Annotated in this window: 22 protein-coding genes; 14 read left to right on the top strand and 8 right to left on the bottom strand. The window is 65.0% G+C overall.

The annotated features are described in order from the left end of the window. Positions 1 to 6: 6 nt before the first annotated feature. Together XH79_RS05285 and trhO are read right to left on the bottom strand one after the other, a co-directional pair. Positions 7 to 225 carry a SlyX family protein gene (locus XH79_RS05285; RefSeq protein WP_271580948.1) on the bottom strand — a complete coding sequence of 73 codons (219 nt, stop codon included), beginning with the start codon at positions 223 to 225 and terminating at the stop codon, positions 7 to 9. Beyond that, complete coding sequence (gene trhO / locus XH79_RS05280; RefSeq protein ID WP_271580971.1) at positions 222 to 968, bottom strand: oxygen-dependent tRNA uridine(34) hydroxylase TrhO; 747 nt, start codon at positions 966 to 968, stop codon at positions 222 to 224. Before trhO ends, XH79_RS05285 begins: the two co-directional genes overlap by 4 nt. Before the next feature lie 223 nt (positions 969 to 1191). Here trhO and ggt point away from each other — a divergent pair, with 223 nt between their 5' ends. The 5 genes from ggt (at position 1192) to XH79_RS05255 (ending at position 7399) form a co-directional block, all read left to right on the top strand. Beyond that, positions 1192 to 2778, top strand: coding sequence for a gamma-glutamyltransferase (gene ggt, locus XH79_RS05275; RefSeq protein WP_271580947.1), 1587 nt, complete (start codon positions 1192 to 1194; stop codon positions 2776 to 2778). Positions 2779 to 2994: 216 nt separating this feature from the next. Next, positions 2995 to 3558: a (2Fe-2S)-binding protein gene (locus tag XH79_RS05270; protein ID WP_442869911.1), complete on the top strand. Its 564-nt coding sequence runs from the start codon at positions 2995 to 2997 to the stop codon at positions 3556 to 3558. A 4-nt stretch (positions 3559 to 3562) separates the two neighbouring features. Then, positions 3563 to 4579, top strand: a complete 1017-nt coding sequence (locus XH79_RS05265) for an FAD binding domain-containing protein (protein WP_271580945.1) — start codon at positions 3563 to 3565, stop codon at positions 4577 to 4579. Positions 4580 to 4581: 2 nt separating this feature from the next. After that, complete coding sequence (locus XH79_RS05260; protein ID WP_271580944.1) at positions 4582 to 6873, top strand: xanthine dehydrogenase family protein molybdopterin-binding subunit; 2292 nt, start codon at positions 4582 to 4584, stop codon at positions 6871 to 6873. A gap of 61 nt (positions 6874 to 6934) precedes the next feature. Next, positions 6935 to 7399 carry an FKBP-type peptidyl-prolyl cis-trans isomerase gene (locus tag XH79_RS05255; protein ID WP_212348133.1) on the top strand — a complete coding sequence of 155 codons (465 nt, stop codon included), beginning with the start codon at positions 6935 to 6937 and terminating at the stop codon, positions 7397 to 7399. Positions 7400 to 7545: 146 nt separating this feature from the next. Here the strand turns inward: XH79_RS05255 and XH79_RS05250 are convergent, their stop codons facing one another. Then, positions 7546 to 7764, bottom strand: a complete 219-nt coding sequence (locus XH79_RS05250; protein WP_212348131.1) for a CsbD family protein — start codon at positions 7762 to 7764, stop codon at positions 7546 to 7548. A gap of 129 nt (positions 7765 to 7893) precedes the next feature. Between XH79_RS05250 and XH79_RS05245 the strand changes: the two genes are divergently transcribed. The 3 genes from XH79_RS05245 to XH79_RS05235 all read left to right on the top strand — a co-directional run bounded on the left by XH79_RS05245 (position 7894) and on the right by XH79_RS05235 (position 9489). Continuing rightward, the gene (locus tag XH79_RS05245; RefSeq protein WP_271580943.1) at positions 7894 to 8406 is read left to right on the top strand and encodes a cupin domain-containing protein; all 513 of its coding nucleotides are present in this window, start codon (positions 7894 to 7896) and stop codon (positions 8404 to 8406) included. Between the two features lie 130 nt (positions 8407 to 8536). After that, complete coding sequence (locus XH79_RS05240) at positions 8537 to 8965, top strand: VOC family protein (RefSeq protein ID WP_212348127.1); 429 nt, start codon at positions 8537 to 8539, stop codon at positions 8963 to 8965. A 35-nt stretch (positions 8966 to 9000) separates the two neighbouring features. Then, positions 9001 to 9489, top strand: coding sequence for a VOC family protein (locus tag XH79_RS05235; RefSeq protein ID WP_271580942.1), 489 nt, complete (start codon positions 9001 to 9003; stop codon positions 9487 to 9489). 146 nt (positions 9490 to 9635) lie between these two features. Here the strand turns inward: XH79_RS05235 and XH79_RS05230 are convergent, their stop codons facing one another. Both XH79_RS05230 and XH79_RS05225 read right to left on the bottom strand, forming a co-directional pair. Beyond that, positions 9636 to 10793, bottom strand: coding sequence for a hypothetical protein (locus XH79_RS05230; protein WP_271580941.1), 1158 nt, complete (start codon positions 10791 to 10793; stop codon positions 9636 to 9638). A 2-nt stretch (positions 10794 to 10795) separates the two neighbouring features. After that, positions 10796 to 11497 carry a FecR family protein gene (locus XH79_RS05225; RefSeq protein ID WP_212348123.1) on the bottom strand — a complete coding sequence of 234 codons (702 nt, stop codon included), beginning with the start codon at positions 11495 to 11497 and terminating at the stop codon, positions 10796 to 10798. 200 nt (positions 11498 to 11697) lie between these two features. Here XH79_RS05225 and XH79_RS05220 point away from each other — a divergent pair, with 200 nt between their 5' ends. Then, a complete protein-coding gene (locus XH79_RS05220; protein WP_271580940.1) occupies positions 11698 to 12978 on the top strand; it encodes a phospholipid carrier-dependent glycosyltransferase in 1281 nt (426 codons plus the stop codon). A gap of 63 nt (positions 12979 to 13041) precedes the next feature. Here the strand turns inward: XH79_RS05220 and XH79_RS05215 are convergent, their stop codons facing one another. After that, positions 13042 to 13683 (bottom strand): OmpA family protein, encoded by a 642-nt coding sequence (locus XH79_RS05215; protein ID WP_271580939.1) that lies wholly within the window; start codon positions 13681 to 13683, stop codon positions 13042 to 13044. Positions 13684 to 14164: 481 nt separating this feature from the next. On the opposite strand from XH79_RS05215, the gene XH79_RS05210 reads away from it, so the two are divergent. The 3 genes from XH79_RS05210 (at position 14165) to XH79_RS05200 (ending at position 16068) form a co-directional block, all read left to right on the top strand. After that, on the top strand, positions 14165 to 14410 hold the full coding sequence (locus XH79_RS05210) for a hypothetical protein (protein WP_212348115.1): 246 nt from the start codon (positions 14165 to 14167) through the stop codon (positions 14408 to 14410). A 121-nt stretch (positions 14411 to 14531) separates the two neighbouring features. Next, positions 14532 to 14786 carry a hypothetical protein gene (locus XH79_RS05205; protein WP_212348112.1) on the top strand — a complete coding sequence of 85 codons (255 nt, stop codon included), beginning with the start codon at positions 14532 to 14534 and terminating at the stop codon, positions 14784 to 14786. A gap of 115 nt (positions 14787 to 14901) precedes the next feature. After that, entirely contained in the window at positions 14902 to 16068 is a 1167-nt protein-coding gene (locus tag XH79_RS05200) for a winged helix-turn-helix domain-containing protein (RefSeq protein ID WP_271580938.1), read from the top strand. Between the two features lie 12 nt (positions 16069 to 16080). Here XH79_RS05200 and XH79_RS05195 read toward each other — a convergent pair whose 3' ends face one another. Then, positions 16081 to 17079 carry an NAD(P)-dependent oxidoreductase gene (locus tag XH79_RS05195; protein WP_271580937.1) on the bottom strand — a complete coding sequence of 333 codons (999 nt, stop codon included), beginning with the start codon at positions 17077 to 17079 and terminating at the stop codon, positions 16081 to 16083. Positions 17080 to 17186: 107 nt separating this feature from the next. On the opposite strand from XH79_RS05195, the gene XH79_RS05190 reads away from it, so the two are divergent. Further along, positions 17187 to 18221: a LacI family DNA-binding transcriptional regulator gene (locus XH79_RS05190; protein WP_271580936.1), complete on the top strand. Its 1035-nt coding sequence runs from the start codon at positions 17187 to 17189 to the stop codon at positions 18219 to 18221. On the opposite strand, the gene XH79_RS05185 is transcribed toward XH79_RS05190, so the two are convergent. Beyond that, on the bottom strand, positions 18187 to 18645 hold the full coding sequence (locus tag XH79_RS05185; protein ID WP_271580970.1) for a ribosomal maturation YjgA family protein: 459 nt from the start codon (positions 18643 to 18645) through the stop codon (positions 18187 to 18189). The two genes, XH79_RS05190 and XH79_RS05185, sit on opposite strands and share 35 nt — an antisense overlap. A 170-nt stretch (positions 18646 to 18815) precedes the next feature. Between XH79_RS05185 and XH79_RS05180 the strand changes: the two genes are divergently transcribed. After that, complete coding sequence (locus tag XH79_RS05180; protein ID WP_271580935.1) at positions 18816 to 20147, top strand: MFS transporter; 1332 nt, start codon at positions 18816 to 18818, stop codon at positions 20145 to 20147. Positions 20148 to 20202: the final 55 nt, after the last annotated feature.

Raw genomic sequence — 20202 nt, 5'->3', positions numbered from 1 at the left:
TATCGCTCAATAATGCGGCGGGCGCTCGTTGGCAGGTCCCGGTGCATGGGCCTCGGCCTGCTGCAGTCGCTCGCCGAGCTCTGCGATCTTCCGCGTCAGCGCGTCGATCTGCTTCCACTGCGCGGTGATGGTCTGGTTCAGCGTCTCGATGGTGTCGTCCTGATAGGCGATGCGCATCTCCAGCGTGTCGATGCGCTCGCTCAGCGTCCTGATCTCATTCGTCACGTGCCCGCGTCCTTGTCTCGTTCCCGCAAACCGTGGCCGAGCGCGACGCGCTCGTCGAACACAAAACATTCGCCGCGCCAACGGCTCTGCGCCTCCGGCACCACTTCCAGATATTTCAGGATGCCGCCCCTGAGGTGATAGACCTCGGCAAAGCCGCGCGCGAGCAGGTGCGCGCTCGCCTTCTCGCAGCGGATGCCGCCGGTGCAAAACATCGCGATCCTGCGGTGTTTGGCCGGATCGAGCTGCTGCGCGGCAAACTCCTTGAACTGGCCAAAGCTCCTGATGTCAGGATCGACCGCGCCCTCGAACGTGCCCATCGCGACCTCGAAGGCGTTGCGGGTATCGAGCACAAGCGTGTCGGGAGCTGCGATCAGCGCGTTCCATTCGTTCGCATCGACATAGGTGCCGACCTGGCGCGTCGGATCGGCGGCCGTATCGCCCAGCGTGACGATCTCCTTCTTCAGCCGCACCTTGAGCCGGCCGAACGGCATCGCCGCCGCGGTCGAGAACTTCAATTCGAGATTGTTCAGCCGGCCGCCGAACAGGGCGCCGTGTGCGAGCTCGTGGGCGAAGGTGTCGATCGCCTCGGGCGCGCCCGCGATGGTGCCGTTGATGCCCTCTTCGGCCAGCAGCACGCTGCCCTTCAGCGCCAGGCCGGCGCAGAACGCGCGCAGCGGCTCGCGCAGCTCGCGGTAATCGGGCAGGGCGGCGAATTGATAGAAGGCGCAGACCTTGTAAGCCATGTTCTGGGACGTCATGGCCGCTCGTTTAGCAGGCGGCCGGCGCCCGGAAAACCCGCATCGCGAGCGCCTGCAAAAGGTCTATACGCCCAGCGGATGGCTGCCATTTCCCTGGTATGCCAGCATTGCCCCGACCGGCCGGAATGTGCCATGTAGACCCGGTTTTTCCGAGACGGCGCGGCGCGCGCATCCACGGCCAAGAAAGCCTAACGAGAGCAAGAATTCGATGAGAAACTTCCATTTCCCCGGCAGGTCCACGGTCCATGCCACCAACGCCATGGTCGCGACCTCGCATCCGCAGGCCTCGCTGGCCGCGATCGAGGTGCTGCGCGAGGGCGGCACGGCGGTGGACGCCGCGGTCGCCGGCTCGGCCGTGCTCGGCGTGATCGAGCCGCAGTCGACCGGCATCGGCGGCGACTGCTTTGCGCTGATCCAGCCGCGCGGCGAAGGCAAGATCATCGCCTATAACGGCTCCGGCCGCGCCCCGAAGGCGGCCAGCGCCGACTGGTATCTCGAGCGCAAGATCAATTCCGTGCCGCTGACCTCGGCGCATGCCGTCTCGATCCCCGGCGTGATCGACGCCTTTGCGACCGTGCTGCGCGATCACGGCAAGTTCGGCTTCGACCGCCTGCTCCAGCCCGCGATCAAGGCGGCCGAGGAAGGCTATGTCGTCGCGCCGCGCATCGCCTTCGACTGGAAGAACCAGTTCGAGAAGCTGAAGGCCGGCACCAACACCGTGCGCTACCTGCTGCCGGGCGGCAAGCCGCCGGTGGCCGGCGACGTCATCCGCCAGGCCGAGCTCGGCAAGACGCTGCGCGCGATCGCCAAGGACGGCCGCGACGCCTTCTACAAGGGCGCGATCGCGGAGGATATGGTCGAGACCCTGCGCGGCATCGGCGGCCTGCACACGCTCGATGATTTCGCCGCGCACACCACCGAGACGACGACGCCGATCGGCACCTCCTACAAGGGCCATGACGTCTGGCAGTGCCCGCCGAACGGCCCGGGCGTCACCGCGCTGTTGATGCTCAACATCCTGTCGCGCTTCGACCTGACCAAGTACGCGCCCGTCAGCGTCGAGCGCTTCCATCTCGAGGCCGAAGCCGCGCGCATCGCCTACATGAATCGCGAGATGCACGTCGCTTCTCCCGAGCACATGAAGATCAACGTCGCCGAGATGCTCGAGAAGGGTTTTGCCGACGAGTACATCAGCAAGATCCGCATGGACGGCATGCTCGACCTGCCGAACGTTGCGCCCCCGATGAATCCCTCGACCATCTACATCACGGTGGTGGACAAGGATCGGAACGTCTGCTCGTTCATCAACTCGGTCGCGCATTCCTTCGGCTCGGCGATCGTCTCCAACAAGACCGGCGTCTTGTTCCAGAACCGCGCCGGCGGTTTCCGCATCCAGCCGGGCCATCCCAACTGCATCGAAGGCGGCAAGCGTCCGCTGCACACGATCATGCCGGGCCTGCTGACCAAGGGCGGCCGTTCCGCGATGTCGTTCGCGGTGATGGGCGGCCAGTACCAGCCGACCGGCCAGACTCATCTGTTGACCAACATTCTCGACTATGGCTGCGACGTGCAGGAGGCGATCGACATGCCGCGCGGCCTGCACTACGAGGGCCAGTACCAGCTCGAGGACAGCGTTCCCGCCGACATCGTCGAGGGCCTGAAGAAGCTCGGCCACAAGACCACCAGCGTGGTCGGCCCGCTCGGCGGCGCCCAGGCGATCTGGATCGATTGGGACAAGGGCACGCTCACCGGTGGTTCCGATCCGCGCAAGGACGGCTGCGCACTGGGTTATTGATCTTCGCGAGACAGTTCCTCGCAGACGATCAGGAAAAGTTGACGGAGGGCGGCGCGGCATCTGTTGCGCCGCCCTTTCTCATTCGGAACGGGGCTCATCGCTCCCAGTTAAGGGCGGAGCGGCGCAGGTGTGCGCCGCTTGATCCGAAAGCGGCGGAGGCCGTTCATGCCCGACAACTCGAGTTCCAGACCATCCGGCTTCGACCGACGCGCCTTCATGGCGGGTGCTGCCGGCAGCGCGCTTGTTCCGATCACGGCGCGCGCGGCCGCGCAGGACGCGCGCGCACCGGCTGCGCAGGATCCATCACTGCCGGTCGATGTCACGCTGCATGTGAACGGCAAGGATCGGCGCCTGCGCATCGATGCGCGCACGACCGTGCTCGACGCGCTGCGCGAGCATATGGGCCTCACCGGCAGCAAGAAAGGCTGCGATCACGGCCAGTGCGGTGCCTGCACGGTGCTGATCAGTGACCGCCGCGTGGTGTCGTGCCTGACGCTGGCGCTCGCAGCCGAAGGGCAGGAGATCACGACGATCGAAGGCCTCGCTACCGATGATCGCCTGCACCCGATGCAGCAGGCCTTCGTCGACAACGATGCGTTCCAATGCGGCTATTGCACGCCCGGCCAGATCATGTCGGCGATTGCCTGCGTCAAGGAAGGTCATGCGGGCTCCGAGGCCGACATCCGCGAATATATGAGCGGAAATATCTGCCGCTGTGCCGCCTATCCCAACATCGTCGCGGCCGTGAAGCAGGCGGCGCCCGAGATCTCGAAAGGCTAAGCGCATGCGATCCTTCCTGTATCAGAGGGCGACGGACCCCGACATGGCGGTGCAGGCGCTCAGCGCCGCTGCCGCGGCCAACAATCCGCTGACCCAGGCCGCCGCGCAGCCGCTTGCCGGCGGCACCACGCTGATCGATCTGATGAAGCTCGACGTGATGCGGCCGACCGCGATCGTCGACATCAATCCACTCGCGCGGGGTTGGTCGACGATCGAGCCGGACGGCGAGAACCTTCGGCTCGGCGCGCTTGCAAAAATGTCCGACGTCGCCGCGCATGACGAGATCCAGCGCAATTATCCTGTTATCGCCAATTCGCTGAAGCTCGCCGCCAGCGCCCAGTTGCGCAACATGGCAACGCTCGGCGGCAACGTGATGCAGCGGACGCGCTGCAGCTATTTTCGCGATGTCTCCTACGAGAACTGCAACAAGCGCAATCCGGGCTCGGGTTGCGCGGCGATGGACGGCGTCAACCGCATGCACGCCGTGCTCGGCGTCTCCGACCAGTGTATCGCGACCTATCCCGGCGATTTCGCGCAGGCCCTGATCGCGCTGGATACGACGGTCGAGATCACCGGCAAGTCCGGCAGCCGCAGCATGCCCTTCGCGGAGCTGCACAAGGCGCCGGGCAATTCGCCTGATATCGAGACCACGCTTCAGCCGGGCGAGTTGATCTCGGCCTTTGTCGTGACCGGCCGCTGGCCGCGTTCGGTCTACCTCAAGGCGCGGGACCGGCAGTCCTACGAATTCGCCTTGTCGTCCGCTGCGATCGCGCTTGACGTGCGGGATGGCACGATCCGGGACGCACGGATCGCGCTCGGCGGCGTTGCCACTGTCCCCTGGCGCGCCCGCGAGGCAGAGGCGCTGCTCAAGGGGCAGAAATTCGATGACGGCCTGGCGCAGCGCGCTGCCGATGCCGCCTTTGCAGATGCTCGCGGCCGCCGGCACAACAGTTTCAAGATCGCGCTCGGCAAGCGCGTGATGGCACGCGCGCTCCAGCAGGCCGTAACGATGGAGATTTGACCATGACCGTTGCAGCTCCCGAGCCGAAGGCGAATATGGGCCAGCCCGTGCCGCGTTATGACGCGCGCTCGAAGGTCACGGGGCGGGCGACCTACGCGTCCGACATGCCGCTGGCCAATCCGGCCTATGCGTTCCTCGTCACCAGCGCGATTGCCAAGGGCCGCATCGACAATTTTGACCTCGACGACGCCAGGGCCGTCCGCGGCGTGATCGACATCGTCACGCACGAGAACGCGCCGAAGCTGAAGGAGTCGAAGCTGTTCAGCAATGGCGGCTATGCCGGGACCACGATCCAGCCGCTGAAGTCGCCCGACATCGCCCATGACGGACAGATCATCGCGGTCGTTATCGCCGAAAGCTACGAGGCCGCGCGCGAGGCGGCCAACCGCGTCAAGGTCGGCTATACGATCGCTACGCCCAGCGCGACCTTCGACTCGCCGGGCACGACGACGGCCGCGGCGAAGGGACAAAATTCGCAGTTCAAGGAAGACCCGAAGGTCGGCGATTTCGCCAAGGCGTTCGAAGGGGCCGAGATACAGCTCACCGCCGCCTACGATACGCCGACGCAGCACCACAATCCGATGGAGCTGTTTTCGACGAGCTGCGCCTGGATCGGGGACGATCTCGTCATCTACGAGCCGAGCCAATACGTCCATGGCCTGAAGAACGGCGTCGCCGAGCAGCTCGGTATCGATGCCGACAAGGTGCGCGTGGTCAACCCTTACGTCGGCGGCGGCTTCGGTTCGCGCGGCTCGATGACGCCGCGCACCGCCATCATCGCCGGCATCGCCAGGCGGCTGAACCGGCCGATCAAGCTGGTCCCGACCCGCGACCAGGGCTTCACCATCACGACCCACCGCGCCGAGACGCGCCACGAGATCAAGCTCGGCGCCAGCCGCGACGGCAAGCTGGTGGCGCTCAGACATGAGGGCGCCGAGGTCTCCTCGCGGCCGGACGCCTATTGTGTCGGCGGCACCAAGACCACCACGCGGCTCTATGCCTGCCCGAACGTCGACAGTCTGGTGTCGATCGTGCGCGCCGACCGCAACACGCCCGGCTTCATGCGCTCGCCGCCGGAGGTGCCGTATCTGTTTGCGCTGGAAAGCGCGATGGACGAGCTCGCCGTGAAGCTTGACATGGACCCGGTCGAGCTCCGCCGCATCAACGACACCACCAATGAGCCGATCGGCGGCAAGCCCTATACGTCGCGATCGCTGATGGCATGCTTTGACGAAGCCGGCAAAGCCTTTGGCTGGGCGCAGCGATCGCTGCAGCCGAAATCGATGGCGGAGGGTGACTGGCTGATCGGCTATGGCTGCGCGGCCACCTGCTACCCGACCCAGATGGGACCGGCAGCGGCCCGTGTGCGCCTCCAGCGCGACGGCCGCACCCGCGTCGAGATCGCCGGCCATGAGATCGGCACCGGCGCCTATACGGTCATCGCGCAGACCGCGGCCGAGCGGCTCGGCGTGCCCCTGGAGAGGGTTGCTGTCTTCATCGGCGACAGCGATCTGCCGCCGGCGCCGGTTGCGGGCGGCTCGAACTCGACCGCCAGCACCTGCTCGGCGGTGATGATGGTGTGCGACCAGATCCGCCAGCGCCTGTTCAAGGCCGTGATGCCGAGCGACAGCCTCACGGAGAAGGCCAAGGAGACCGTCGGCATCAGCCAGGCGCCGAGCACGCAGGCGGCGAAGAGCGATCGTCCGCTCGATATCGAGAAGGCGTTCGATGCGCTCGGCGTCGGCGTGGTCGAGGAATATGGCGAGTGGAAGCCGGAGGGCGCGCCGCTGGACTCGTTCAAGGCCATGCATAGCGGGCACGTCCGGCTCGTCGGCGGCCATCAAATGAAGGACAAGATCGCCTACGCATTCGGTGCCGAATTCGTCGAGGTCAGGGTCAACCGCTTCACGCACGAAATCCGCTGTCCTCGCCTCGTCGGCGCGTTCGCGGCCGGCCGCATCATGAACCCGCGCACGGCGCGCAGCCAGCTGATGGGCGGCCTGATCTGGGGCATGTCCTCGGCACTGCTCGAGGCCACCGAGATCGACGAGCGCAACGCGCGCTACGTCAACGACAATCTTGCCGATTATCTCGTGCCCGTGAATGCGGACGTACCCGGCGTCGAGGTGATCCTGCTCTCCGAGCAGGACGATCACATCAACCCCGCGGGTGCGAAGGGCCTGGGCGAGCTCGCCAATGTCGGCACCAATGCGGCGATCTGCAATGCGCTCTATCACGCCACCGGTCAGCGCATCCGCAAGCTCCCCGTCAGGCTGGAAAATATCGAGGTCTAAAGGGGTGGAAACGGCGTCGGCGTTGGGTTAGACACCTCCCGCCTCAAATGGAAGGTGTCTAATGCAGCGTTTCCAGCGCGTGCTCTTCGCTATCATGTCGGCACTCGCGATCACGGTGATCGCCAGCGTGTCCGATTTCGTTTCCACCACGGCCTCGGCCCAGACCGCAGGAAAGACCATGACCACAGCTTCAGGCTTGCAGACTATCGACAGTGTCGTCGGCACCGGCGCTTCGCCGAAGCCCGGCCAGATCTGCGTGATGCACTACACCGGCTGGCTTTATGAGAACGGCCAGAAGGGCAAGAAATTCGACTCGTCGGTCGATCGCAACGAGCCGTTCGAGTTTCCGATCGGCAAGGGCCGCGTGATCGCAGGCTGGGACGAGGGCGTCGCCTCGATGAAGGTCGGCGGCAAGCGCACGCTGATCATTCCGCCGCAGCTCGGCTATGGCGCGCGCGGCGCCGGCGGCGTGATCCCGCCGAACGCAACGCTGATGTTCGATGTGGAATTGCTCGCGGTGAAATAATTCACACCGTCATTCCGTGGCGATGCGTAGCATCAAACCCGGAATCTCGAGATTCCGGGTTCGGCTCTTCGAGCCGCCCCGGAATGACAGCACAAACAAAAAGACCGGCCTTGCGGCCGGTCTTTTCATTTCCAGTTCTACGCGCGTCACTCTGCCGCGCGGCGTGCGGCAGCCGCGGCGCGATCCATCGCTTCCTTCGCGGCGTCCTTGGCGTCGCCCATGGCCTGCTGGCCCTTGCCCTTGACTTCCTGGACCGCGCCTTCGCCCTTCATGCGGTCGGAACCGGTGGCTTCACCGACACCCTGCTTGGCTTTGCCGATCGCCTCGTTGGCCGTGCCTTTGATCTTGTCGGTCGTGCTACCCATGAAAATTCTCCTTCGATTTTGCTCGCGAGGACAACGTCAGGCAGCTACGAGAGTTCCGATTTTGGTATGGCTTGCGGATGCGGCTTTGGGTTAGTTTGGCGCGCACGGAACCAACAGAAAGCAAGTCACATGACCGGCCATGACCATTCGCATTCCCACCATGACCACGATCATGACGATCGCTGGAAACATGACGGCGTGCGCGTCATTCCCGGCAACCAGCTCGACACCAACGTGCCGTCGACACCGGGCATGAACCGCGCGGCAGCCATCAATTTCGCGCGCGTCGGCGCGCAGAAATTGTGGGCCGGCACCGTGAACATCAAGCCCGACGCCAAGACCGGCGCGCATCACCACGGCCACCTCGAAAGCGTCATCTACGTCGTGAAGGGCAAGGCGCGGATGCGCTGGGGCGAGAAGCTGCAATTCACTGCGGAGGCCGGCCCCGGCGATTTCATTTTCGTCCCGCCTTACGTGCCGCACCAGGAGATCAACGCCAGCCCGGACGAGGTGCTGGAATGCGTGCTGGTGCGCAGCGACGGCGAGGCGGTGGCGATCAACCTCGACATCGAGCCGGTCGAGAAGCCCGAGACCGTGCTGTGGATCGACCCCGTGCACCGGGACCCCAGCGAGAAGAAGTAAGCCTGCCTGATCGCCTGCCGGTTCTATGCGGCAGAACCGCGCAGGCGCAGCCTCAAAAAATATCCGGAAGCTGTGTCGGGTGGCTGTTGGCCCGTCCGTCCTTGGGTGGAACCCGCCCAAGGAGCTTCCGATGCCCAGGATGATCTTCGTCAATCTGCCGGTGACCGACCTCAAGCGCGCGACCGCTTTCTACGAGGCGATCGGGGCGGTCAGGAACCCGCAATTTTGCGACGATACGGCGAGCTGCATGGTCTTCTCCGAGACCATTTTCGCCATGCTCCTGACCCACGACAAGTTCCGCCAGTTCACGCCGAAGCCGATCGCGGATGCCAGGACCTCGAACCAGGTGCTGTTCTGCCTGTCCGCGGACAGCCGCGATGAGGTCGACGACATCGTCGCCAGGGCCGAGGCCGCCGGCGGGGTGGCCGATCCCGGCCCGAAGGACGAATACAGCTTCATGTACGGCCGCAGCTTCGAGGATCCGGACGGCCACATGTGGGGTGTGAACTGGATGGACCTCGCGGCCTTCGCCGCGCAGTCCGACATGGCGCATGCCTGAGCGAAACCCAAGCCAGCTGAAGAGGAGCATTCACGATGTCCAAGCTCGTGCCCTGCATGTGGTTTAATGGCGATGCCGAGGAAGCCGCGAAGTTCTACACCTCGCTGGTGCCGAATTCGGAGATCACGCACGTTCAGCGCAATGTCTCGGACGGCCCGTCCGGCAAGACTGGCTCCGTGCTCGTCGTCGAGTTCACGGTGGCTGGGCAGCCGCTGGTCGCGCTCAATGGCGGCATGAAGATGGAGTACACCCACGCGATCTCGTTGATGATCCATTGCGACGACCAGGCCCAGGTCGACAGCGTCTGGAATGCGTTCCTCGCCGATGGCGGCAAGGAGGAGCAGTGCGGCTGGCTCAGGGATCGCTGGGGCGTGGCCTGGCAGGTGGTGCCGAAGGTGATGTTCGAATTCCTGTCGAGCCCCGACAAGGCTGCGGCCGCGCGCGCGATGCAGGCCATGATGAAGATGGTGAAGCTGGACGTGGAGGTGTTGCGGCGCGCGTTCGAGGGCAAGTCGGCGGCGTGAGGGCAGCATAGGTGCCGTAGGGGCGTCAGCACAGGTGCCGTAGGGTGGGCAAAGGCGCAAAGCGCCGTGCCCACCGTCCATCCCCGATCGCGAGAGTTGGTGGGCACGCTGTCGCTTTGCCCACCCTACGAGACCGGGCCCGCCGGCTAATAATTGATCCTCAGCCCCACGCCGCCATGAATCGTGTTGCCGACCGGCTGCGGACCCAGCGTGCCGTTGGCGAACAAATCCACGATCCAACCCTTCTGCACGCGGAAGCCGAGGCGGCCGCCATATTCGAACCAGCCCTGGTTGCCCATGGTCGGCACCACCGTGCCGTTGCCGGTCACCGTGGCGACGATGCCGCTATGGCTGGCGAACGACTGCACCCAGCCGCCGTTGATGTTGGTCTCGATGTTGCTGCCGTAGAGATGCGTCCACTGGCCGCCGATCTTGACGAGGCTGGTGCGGTCGGTGCCATCAGCGATGGTGGCGTCGAATGGATTGAACGCCACCGCATTGTCGCTATAGCCGGAGACGCGCTGCCAGAGCTGCCAGACCTCGATCGAGGCTGCGACCTCGTCGCGCGGTGACACGCGGCTCATCCAGCCGGCGCGGCCGTAGACCGCGTAGTTCGAAGCGTTGGTCGAGCTCGTGACGCTCACCGGACCGAGGCTGGTGTTGTAGCTGCGCGTGTAACGCGCCTTCTCCCATGGCGTCAGGATGGTGCCGACGTCGAAGAATGGGCGCGAGGAGCCCCAATCGGTGAAGTCGTAGCGGAGCGCGAAGGCGCCGATCGGCGCGCTGGTGATCTTGTAGCCGCCCTCGTTGTATTGCGTGTAGGCGATGCCGGCGAGCAGCGAAAGATTGTTGGTCAGCTCCTTGCGGCCGTGGATGCCGGCCGAGAACGAGCCGGCCGAGCCGAACGCGCTGATGCAGTCGCTGCAATTGATTTGCTCGTTAACGCCGAGCAGCACCGTGCCGAGCACCCGGTTGGTGATCATCTGGTTGAAGCGCTGATTGGCGAGGCCGCCGATCGAATTGCCGCTGGAATCCGCGCCCGTCGGTGTCGGGCTCGGCGACGGATACGGATTCGGCGAGGGAGACGGTGCCGGTGTGGGCGTCGGTGCCGGTGTCGGTGTCGGTGTGGGCGTTGGGGACGGCGAGTAGGTCGGCGACGGGTAGGGCGTCGGCTCGCCGCACTCGGACTCGCACTCCGCCGACTGGGCCGCTGCCGAACGCGTATCGAAAGCGAGAAGCGAAAACGCAGCGGCTGCGGTCAGTGCAGCGGCGAGGATGAGGCGCCTGAAGTCGAACTTTACCATCGTCACCGCCCGCACAGCATGCCGTCGTCATGGACGGCGGGCGTGATGGTCGGCGAGGCGTCGGCGTATTGGTTGACCGCGCACAGCCCGGCGCTCGCGGCGCAGTTGGCGGCGAAGGTCCAGGGCGGCGTGCTGGTCTTGGTGATGGAGACCTTGCCGCCGGTCGAGGTGATGATCGCGGTGTCGCCGGGCTGGGTCAGTTGCACGCATTGGAAGCTCAGCGTGCAGACGCTCGCGGCTCCATCCTGAAGCACGACGACCGAGCGGCCGCGCTGGGAGAGGATGTCGAGCGTGGTGCCGCGCACGCCGATGGTCGCGAGCGGCGTCGTGATCTTGTAGGCGGTCTTCTCGGAATGCCCGGTGACGAAGCGGAATGCGCCCGTCGTCATCCGGATCGCGACGTCGCGATAGCTGTGCTCGTCGTTGAAGACGGTGCGGTCGAGCTTCAGCGTGGCGCTCGGGCCGAGCGACAAATTGGTGCTGTCGGCCATGACGAAGCGCGCTGCGCTGTCGGCGCCGGTGCGTACGGTCTCGTCGCGCAGCATGCTGTCGCCGACGCTGATCGGCGTCGTGGTCGCGGCCACCCGCACCACCTCGTTCTGGATCACGACGGCTTCGCCGACGCGCGTCTGCGCCTGCGCGCAGGGCGCGGCGCACAATGCGGCCGTGAGCAGTGTGGGGAAAAGCCAAAAACGCAAATTCATTTCGCAACCGATCGATGTGCCCCTGATCGTACCGGACCGCGCGCGCTTCTGATGTAGCGAAATTATCACAAGCGGCGTGGACGTGCGTTATGCTTAGTGACACTTGCGGCGGATTGCGTTCAATGAGAAGAGTGACTTTCGTTTTTGCCCGCGGTGACGCAAATTTGCCACGCAAAACATCCCCAGAAGTGCCGATCAAATTGCCTGCGGTTCCGAAGGTGTCGCGGAGCGCAGTGATTGCTGTCGCGATTTTCCTGATCGCGCATCTGGCGCTGCTGATCGGTCTCGCCGCGCCGGAAAAATTCGTCTTCGACGAGGTACATTACGTACCGGCCGCACGGCAGATGCTGGCGCCCGCGATGTCGCAGCCGATGCTCAATCCGATGCATCCGCCGCTGGCCAAGGAGCTGATCGCGGCGTCGATCGCGACCTTCGGCGACAACGCGTTTGCCTGGCGCTATCCCGGGGCATTGTTTGGCGCACTCGCCATCGTCGCGATCTATCTCTGCGGCCTCGCGCTGTTCGCCGCGCAAGGGCCGGCGATCGCCGCCGCGCTGATCGCGGCGTTCAACCAGATGATCTACGTGCAGGCGCGCATTGCGATGCTCGACATCTTCGCGCTCGGCTTCGGTCTGCTCGCGACCGCCGCCTTCATGCATGGCTTCCGCAAAGAGCGGCCGCATGCGCAGTTCGCATTCGCGGGCTGCCTGTTCGGCCTTGCCGCGGCCTGCAAATGGAGCGGCCTGTTTCCGCTCGGCGTCTGCATCGCCATCGTCGCGGCGATCCGCCTGATGCAGGGCTGGCGCACGCTGTTCGCCGACGCGAAGCCGGACGATTGGTACCGGCCCGACCTCTGGCCGGACTTCAAGGCGCTCCATGTCGCGCTTTGCTTCGCCGTACTGCCGGCGATGACCTATCTCGCCGCGTTCGTTCCGCTCTACGGATTGTCGCTGCCGGATCTGGTCGAGGCGCAGCGCCGGATCTTTGCCGACAACACCACGACTGCGATCGCCGGGCACACCTATATGAGCTCGTGGCCGTCCTGGCCGCTGCTTGCGCGCCCGGTCTGGTTTCTGTTCGACAAGACGGCGGAGGACAATATCTCCGCGATCGTCTTCCTCGGCAATCCACTGGTGTTGTGGCCGGCCCTGCTCGCGCTCGCCGTCGTGCTGCGCGATTTCATCGTCATGCGCCGGTGGGATGCGTTCCTGATCGCGGCGTTCTACTTCGGCCCGTGGCTTGCCTGGGCGCTGCTGCCGCGCACGCTGGGATTCATCTACTACTACCTGCCGGCCGCGACCGCGGCTTCGCTTGCGCTGGTCTACGTCTTGCGGCGGGGCGGCCTGCCGGGCTGGCTGCTGTGGGCCTATGTCGGTGTCGCCGCGATCGGCTTTGTCGTCATGCTGCCGATCTCGGCGGCCTTCATCGGCACGTCGCTGCAGACGTTCAATCGGCTGATGCTGTTCCAGAGCTGGATCTGACAACAGAAAGCCGCCTGCCGTTCGAGCGGCAGGCGGCTTGCTGGCCGGCAGTTGCTTATCAGATCATTTCGACGCGGTCTTGGTGTCCATGTTCACGACCTGGACGCGGCGATTGATCGGGTCGGCGCCGTTGGCGGTATCCTTCAGCTTGGTCTTGCCATAGCCGACGGTGACGAGATCGGTGCCGTTGAGGCCGTAGTTCTGCACCAGGTACTTCTTGATGGTGTCGGCACGCCGCTCGGAGAGCCCCTGGTTGTACTCTTCGCCGCCGATCGCATCGGTGTGGCCGGCGACCACGAAGGTCGAGCCCTTGAGCGCCGGATCGGACAGCGCCTTGCCGAGCGCCTGCACCGACGGCACCGAGGTCTTGGCGATGTCGGCCGAGTTGTAGTCGAACTGGATCTCCAGATCGATCTTCGGCTTGGTCGCAGCTAACTCGGCGATCTGCTCGCGCTCGCCCATCGAGAGCGAGCGGGTCGAGCGGTTGCGCACCGTGTTCAGGAACGTCGCTTCCTTGGCTTGCGTGGCCGTATCGGCCTGCGGACCGACGGACAGGCCGCGGGTCAGCGGCTTCGGCTTCAGCGCGTCAAGGATCTTGTCGGTCGAGACGTTGTTGTCGCCGGCCAGCGCAAAGCTCGCCGTCATCGATAGCGCCGCGGTAAGAGTGATCGCCTTCAGTCCAAAAAACTTATCAAAACGGGTCATTGTCGTATTCCTCGCTGTAACGCCTGATGGCGATTTGATGCTGCGAGCATAGGGGAGGTTCAAAAGCCAAAGTGTGATCCTGGTCACGGTGGTAATGGCAGCTTCTGTGGCGATCCCAGCGCGTTTTGCGGCGGTTCGGCTGCGGGAAGCAGGCGGCCAGTGCTCAACTCCCCGAATCTGTACGGTGGGTGAACTGCGATTGTCGTGCCCGCTCCCCGCGCGGGTTCGGGGCGCCGCAGCTTTGGCGTGATCCGGATCACTTTGGGCCTGGCTCGCTTGCAGAAACCTGCGCACACCGATCGTCGCAAAGCCGTCGCCGCCCCGCCTGCTCGCGAACAAGAAATCGGCCAGATGCACGCCTAGCAGGATTCCTCGCCACCAACCGCAGACGAGGGGAGCCGAGTACCGTCCCGTGCCGAGGCCGAGTGAGTACCAGTTCTATCGCAGTGGTCCGCCGGATCGGACTGTGTCCCTGAGTTCCATGCCCATCTATATCGGCGCGGCGATGATCGCGCTGGCGATCCTGCTGTCGACGCTGGTCACGAGCCTCACCTCACGCTATGTCGGCCTCGAAACGCCGAACGACGAGAACATGTGGCTGGTCGACCGTCTCACCGGCAGCGTCTATCGCTGCCAGGCCGAAGGGCGCGGCAGGGCGTCGTGTGAGCCGGACGTCGCCACAGGCAGTCTCGGCGGCCGGTCCGGGGCGACGAAGGAAAGCCGCTGACCGCGTCTGCCTTCGCGCTGCAGCAAGAAAATTGTCTTCTCTGCGAAACGTCTGCGCGAGAGAATACGTAATTGCGAAGGCCGGCATGACGCCGGTTTCGTTTTACGGAGGAGACTTTTTGATGAAGACCTTGCTCACGGCTGCAGCCTTTGTCGCGTTTACTCTTTCGCTGTCCCCCGCATCCGCCGCCATGATGGCGTGCACCAAGGATAACATGATGAAGACCGCCGCCACGATGGGCGGCACCCCCGACACGCCGGCCAAGATGGCAGCCAACAAGGAAATGGCGATGGCCAACACCGACATGAGCAACGGCAAGATGAAGAGCGCCTGTGCGCACTACATGAAGTCGCAGAAGGCGATGTCGATGAAGTAGGCGCGCCGCGCGCCATCCGGCCGCGCTGGCAGCAGATGGCAGCGCGGCTTTTCTTTGACGGCGGCTTTGCCCCGTTCTTTCTCTTGGCGCGAATCCCGCTACATTGCGTCTTGCAATGTCACGCGCGCCAAAACCTCTCCCCCTCACCACCACACAGGCCCGGCAGATCTGGCTGCATGCCCAGCGGCTGGATGAACGCACGCCGTTCGGCGAGGGCGCGCAGGCCGTTGCGGATGCGGTCTCCCATCTCGGCTATGTGCAGATCGACACCATCAACGTCATCGAGCGCTGCCACCACCACATCCTGTTCAGCCGTATCCCGTCCTATCGGCGCGCCGATCTGCGCCAGGCCCAGAGCGCCGACAAAAGCGTGTTCGAATACTGGACCCATGCGCTCTCCTACGTGCCGGCTGGCGACTTCCGCTTTTTCCTCCCGGCGATGCGCGAGCACCGCCGCGAGGGCCACAAATGGTACGCCTCGGTCAAGCCCGCAGACACGCGCAAGGTGATGAGGCTGCTGCGCGCCGGCCCGCTGACGATCCGCGACATCGAGGACGACGTGCTCACCGAGAAGGAGCACCTCTGGCAGAGCCGCAAACCATCGAAGCGGGCCCTGCAGCTCGCCTTTTATACGGGCGTTGCGACCGTCAGCGAGCGCCAGGGCATGCTCAAGACCTACGAGCTGATGACGCGCCATTTCGGCTGCGACAAGCTGCCGAAACCTGCCTCGAACAAGGACATCACGACCTATCTGCTCGACCGCGCGCTGCGCTCGCAGGGAATCGTCAGCCTGGATTCGATCTGCCATCTCGATGCGCCGCGCAAGAAGGCGGTGGCGGGCATGATCGCCTCGCGCGTCCGCCGCGGCGAGCTCGTTCCCGTCGCGATCGACGGTGCCGGCAAGCAGGAGCATTGGGCGAGGCCTACGGTGCTGGAGGCGGGCGGCGAGAGGCCTCCGCCGGATCTCGTGCACATCCTCTCGCCGTTCGATCCCCTGATCATCCAGCGCAAGCGCACCAGCCTCATCTTCGGCTACAACCATCTGTTCGAGGCCTATGTGCCGAAGGCCAAACGCAAGCTCGGCTATTTCGCGCTGCCGGTGCTGGTCGGCGACGAGATCGTCGCCGCGCTCGACCTCAAGACCGACCGGCAGGCGAAGAAGCTCCTGATGCAGAAATGGACCTGGGTCGGGCAGGGCAGGAAGACGACGGGACGCAAGGAGCTGAAGCGCGTGATCGAGGAGGAGCTCGATCGCTTCGAACGGTTTCAGCTCTCGGAGTGAACCTCGTCCTGTCTATAGTCTCTCGTCGATCTCGCCCGAGGCGGCTACGGCATGCGCATATCGGTCCAGCACCTCGTCGGCCGAATAGCTGGACCGTTGCGCAAATTCGTCTCGCAGGCCTAGCTGTGCAGAGACCTTCAATCGCGCCGCCGTGGCGGTGGTCATCACGGGATCGAAACCTAATTCCCGCAAGCCTGCGGCTACGCCATCCATTTCCACCGCGCGGCGCCCGGCGTGCAGCACGTCGGAACGGACGCACATGTCCAGGAATTTGCTGAAGGGGGTGGCATCCATCGACGTGCAAAGCCCGTGCATGGCTTCGTCGCGCACGCCGGCGAGCGTCGCGGCGGTCAGCGCCTCGACCAGCAGCGCCTCCATGCCTTTTGTCACCACGCTTCGCAGCATCTTCACGGCCGCTGCCGTTCCGGCTTCGGGGCCCGCGACCTCGATACGGAAGCCGAGCGGCCTGAACATCTCCGCGAAGCGCTCGGCGCCGCTGCCGGACGTGTAGAGCGTAACCGCGGCACCGTAGAGATCGACCGACCCCATCAGGTTCGCATCCGCAAACAGACCGCCGCGGGCCTCCACGGCTGCGGCGACGCGCCTTTTCGTCTGCGGGGTCGCGGCGTTGATGTCCACGACGAGGCAGCCGGGACGGACGATCCTGGAAATGGCCTCACCCGTTTCAGCCGCAACGGCAACGACGACGGCGGAAAAGATCACGTCCGCGTCCGTGAGGTCCTCGAGCCGCTCGACCAGGGTCACGCCACAACCGGCCGCCATCGCACGGAAGGCCTCGGAGTAGGGTGGTGCGTTGGTCTTGCCCTGACAGAACGCGACGATCGGGGCCCCTGTCCGCGCCGCCAGATGCGATGCAAAGCATCGCGCGGCCTCGCCAAATCCGACAAAGGCGATCCTGGGCTGCGGCATGGCTGAGGCCTCCTTGCGTGGCGTTTCACCGCCGACGGCCATTGTGCCGGGTTCTGTGGTGGAGTCAATGAACCGGTTCATAGCAGGTTCGATAGTTGAATGGCCATGGCGGTGCTAATTGGCTAAAATTTCGGCAAAATCAGATCGCCTCACCTTGCTCAGGTAAGTGAACCGGTTCATAAAATGACATGCCGTCACACGCTCCCCGATCGCAAACCGTGAAGGTCAAGGACGTCGCCCGCGAGGCTGGCGTTGCGGTCGGCACGGTCTCCCGTGTGCTCAACGATCATCCGGCGGTGACCAGGGAGCTGCGCGAGCGCGTCGAAAAGGCGATGGCGCATCTCGGTTACGAGGTCGATGTCACGGCGCAGAGCATGCGCGCGGGCCGGTCGCGGCTCGTGGCCTGCGCCATCCGTGATTTCGACATCCCGCGCTTTGCACTGTTCATCAAGGAAGCCGAGGCGGTCTTGCGCGAGGCGGGATACACCTTGCTGCTGGCGAGCACGACCAACCGCTCCGACGTCGAGATCGCCTTGCTGCGTGCCTTCCGCAGGCGCCGCGTGGACGGCGTGATGATGACGCTGAGCGACGAGCAGCACCAGGAGGTGCGCGAGGCGCTGCTTGAGGCGCCGATGCCGGTCCTGCTCATCGACCGTGATCGCATTGAGGCGCTCGATCGCGTCACGGCCGATCATCGCGCGGGCGCGCGCCTTGCGACGGGCCATCTGCTCGGTCTTGGACACCGGAAGATCGCCATGCTGGTCGGCGACCTCAAGGCCTTTCCGTCGCGAAGCCGCCTCGAGGGCTTTCGTGCGGCGTACGCGGCGGCGGGCATCGCGCCGGATCCGCGGCTGGTGCGAGACAATGTGCTGTCGAGCGAAGACGCCTATCGGGCGACGGCGTCGCTCATGGGGCTTGCAGAGCCTCCGACAGCGCTCTTCGTCGCGGCCATGGACATGCTCGGCGGCTGTCTGCGCGCGCTGCGGACGATGGGCGTTGCCGTTGGTGACGGGATTTCAGTGGTCGCGGGTAGCGACTCGGACCTCGCCGAATTGCACACGCCGCCCATTACGGCAATCGCGTGGGATCTGGCAGCCATGGGCCGCCACGCCGCGACCATGCTGCTGGAGCGGATGCGCGGCGATGAGATCGAGCGCGGCCGCGGTCTCGCCGTGCCGACGGAGTTGATCATTCGCGGGTCGAGCCGGCCGTTTCCGGGTTGAGCGTGCGCGATCGGGCGGCGCAGCCGTCCAGCCAGATGCCGAACACGATCCCGACCGCATAGGCCGCCAAATTCCACAGCGAGAAGATGCGCCCCAAGAGCAGCGCGCCGGCCGTGGTCAGCCGGAAAGCATCGAGCCACGGCACATGCACCAGCCGGGAGAATTCCACGACAACCGCGATCACCACTGCGATGGCTGCAATCTGCGCCCGCGTCAGCCCCGGCAGCAAGACCCCGACCAGCAACAACACCATCGTGGCCCACAGCAGCGAGCCGCCGTACTTCACCACGAAGGCGGGGAGCCCGAGCGGAAAGCCGTACCAGCGCAGGGACAGCCCGCAGGCGATCACGACCAGTGCGAGGGCGGCGCGGACCAGCGATGTCCGCAGCGGCGCAACAGGTTTATCCGGCTGCGTCCCGTGCATTGCTTGTTCCATTGACTCTTCGCCCGCGATGCTCAAAACCGCCTGCCAGAGCGTTTTCAAGCGAAGTGGATACCGGTTCGCGTCAAGAAAACGCGTCAGAACAAGAATCTCAAGCCGTTCCGATTCGGAACGGCTTGAGCCCATAAAAGCAACAACCCCGGGGGGAAGCGATGAGCCAGACCACGACCTATGCCGGTTCCGCCGGCGCCGCCAAGAGCGAGATCGAGACCTCGACGATCCGCGCCATCTCCTGGCGCCTGATTCCGTTCCTGGTGCTGGCCTACTTCTTCTCCTACCTCGACCGCGTCAATCTCGGCTTCGCCGCGCTGACCATGAATGCGGAGCTGAAGTTCACGCCGCTGATCTTCTCCTGGGGCGCCGGCATCTTCTTCATCGGCTATTTCATCTTCGAGGTGCCGAGCAATCTGGCGCTGGAGAAGTTCGGCGCCAGCCGCTGGATCGCCCGCATCATGGTGACCTGGGGCATCATCTCGGCGCTGATGGCGATGGTCAGCGGCGTGACCAGCTTCTACGTCCTGCGCTTCCTGCTCGGTGTCGCCGAAGCAGGCTTCTTTCCCGGCATCATCCTCTATCTCACCTATTGGTATCCGGCCGAATATCGCGCCCGCTTCCTCGCGGCCTTCGCCGTCGCCGTGCCGGTCTCGACCGTGATCGGCGCGCCGATCTCGGGCCTGTTGCTCGGGCTCGACGGCATGATGGGGCTGAAGGGCTGGCAGTGGCTGTTCATCATCGAGGGCATCCCCTCGGTGCTGCTCGGCATCGTCACCTGGTTCTATCTCACCGACAGGCCGGAGAAGGCGGACTGGCTCTCGGCCGAGCAGAAGGCCTGGCTCAAGGCGAAGCTCGATTCCGAAATTGCGGCCAAGCAGGCGGTGAAGCACCTCTCGCTCGGCGAGGCGCTGTCCTCGCCCAAGGTGATCGCGCTCAGCGTGATCTATTTCGGCTTCGTCGGCGCGCTCTACGGCATGCAGTTCTGGCTGCCGCAGATCGTCAAGGCGTTCGGCCTCACCAATGCGCAGACCGGCTTCGTCACCGCGATCCCGTATCTGTTCGGCACCATCGCCATGATCCTGTGGGCACGGCATTCCGATGCGACGCGCGAGCGCGTGATGCATGTCGGTGCGCCGCTGCTGCTCACCGCGGTCGCGCTCGGCGTCTCCTCCTACCTCACCGATCCCACGGCGACGATGGTGGCATTGACGGTCGCCGCAATCGGCGTGTTCTGCTGCTTCGGCGTGTTCTGGACCCTGCCGACCGCCTGGCTCTCCGGCACGGCCGCGGCCGGCGCCATCGCGCTGATCAACTCGATCGGCAACCTCGCCGGCTTCGGCGGTCCGTATCTGATCGGCTGGGTCAAGGAAGCCACGGGGCAGACCTCGACCGGCCTGCTCGTCCTCGCGGTCCTGCCGCTGCTTGGCGGCATCCTGGTGTTTGTGGGCGGCCACGACACCAAGCACGAGTTTGCCGAGCAGGGGCGGTAGAGCCGCGCAAACGGTCCCGTAGGGTGGGCAAAGCGCAGCGTGCCCACCAGACCGT

Origin of the sequence: Bradyrhizobium sp. CCBAU 45389, from assembly GCF_028128625.1 — a bacterium.
In the GTDB taxonomy this organism is placed as follows: Bacteria; Pseudomonadota; Alphaproteobacteria; order Rhizobiales; family Xanthobacteraceae; genus Bradyrhizobium; species Bradyrhizobium liaoningense_B.
This window is presented reverse-complemented; position numbering and strand designations above follow the sequence as displayed.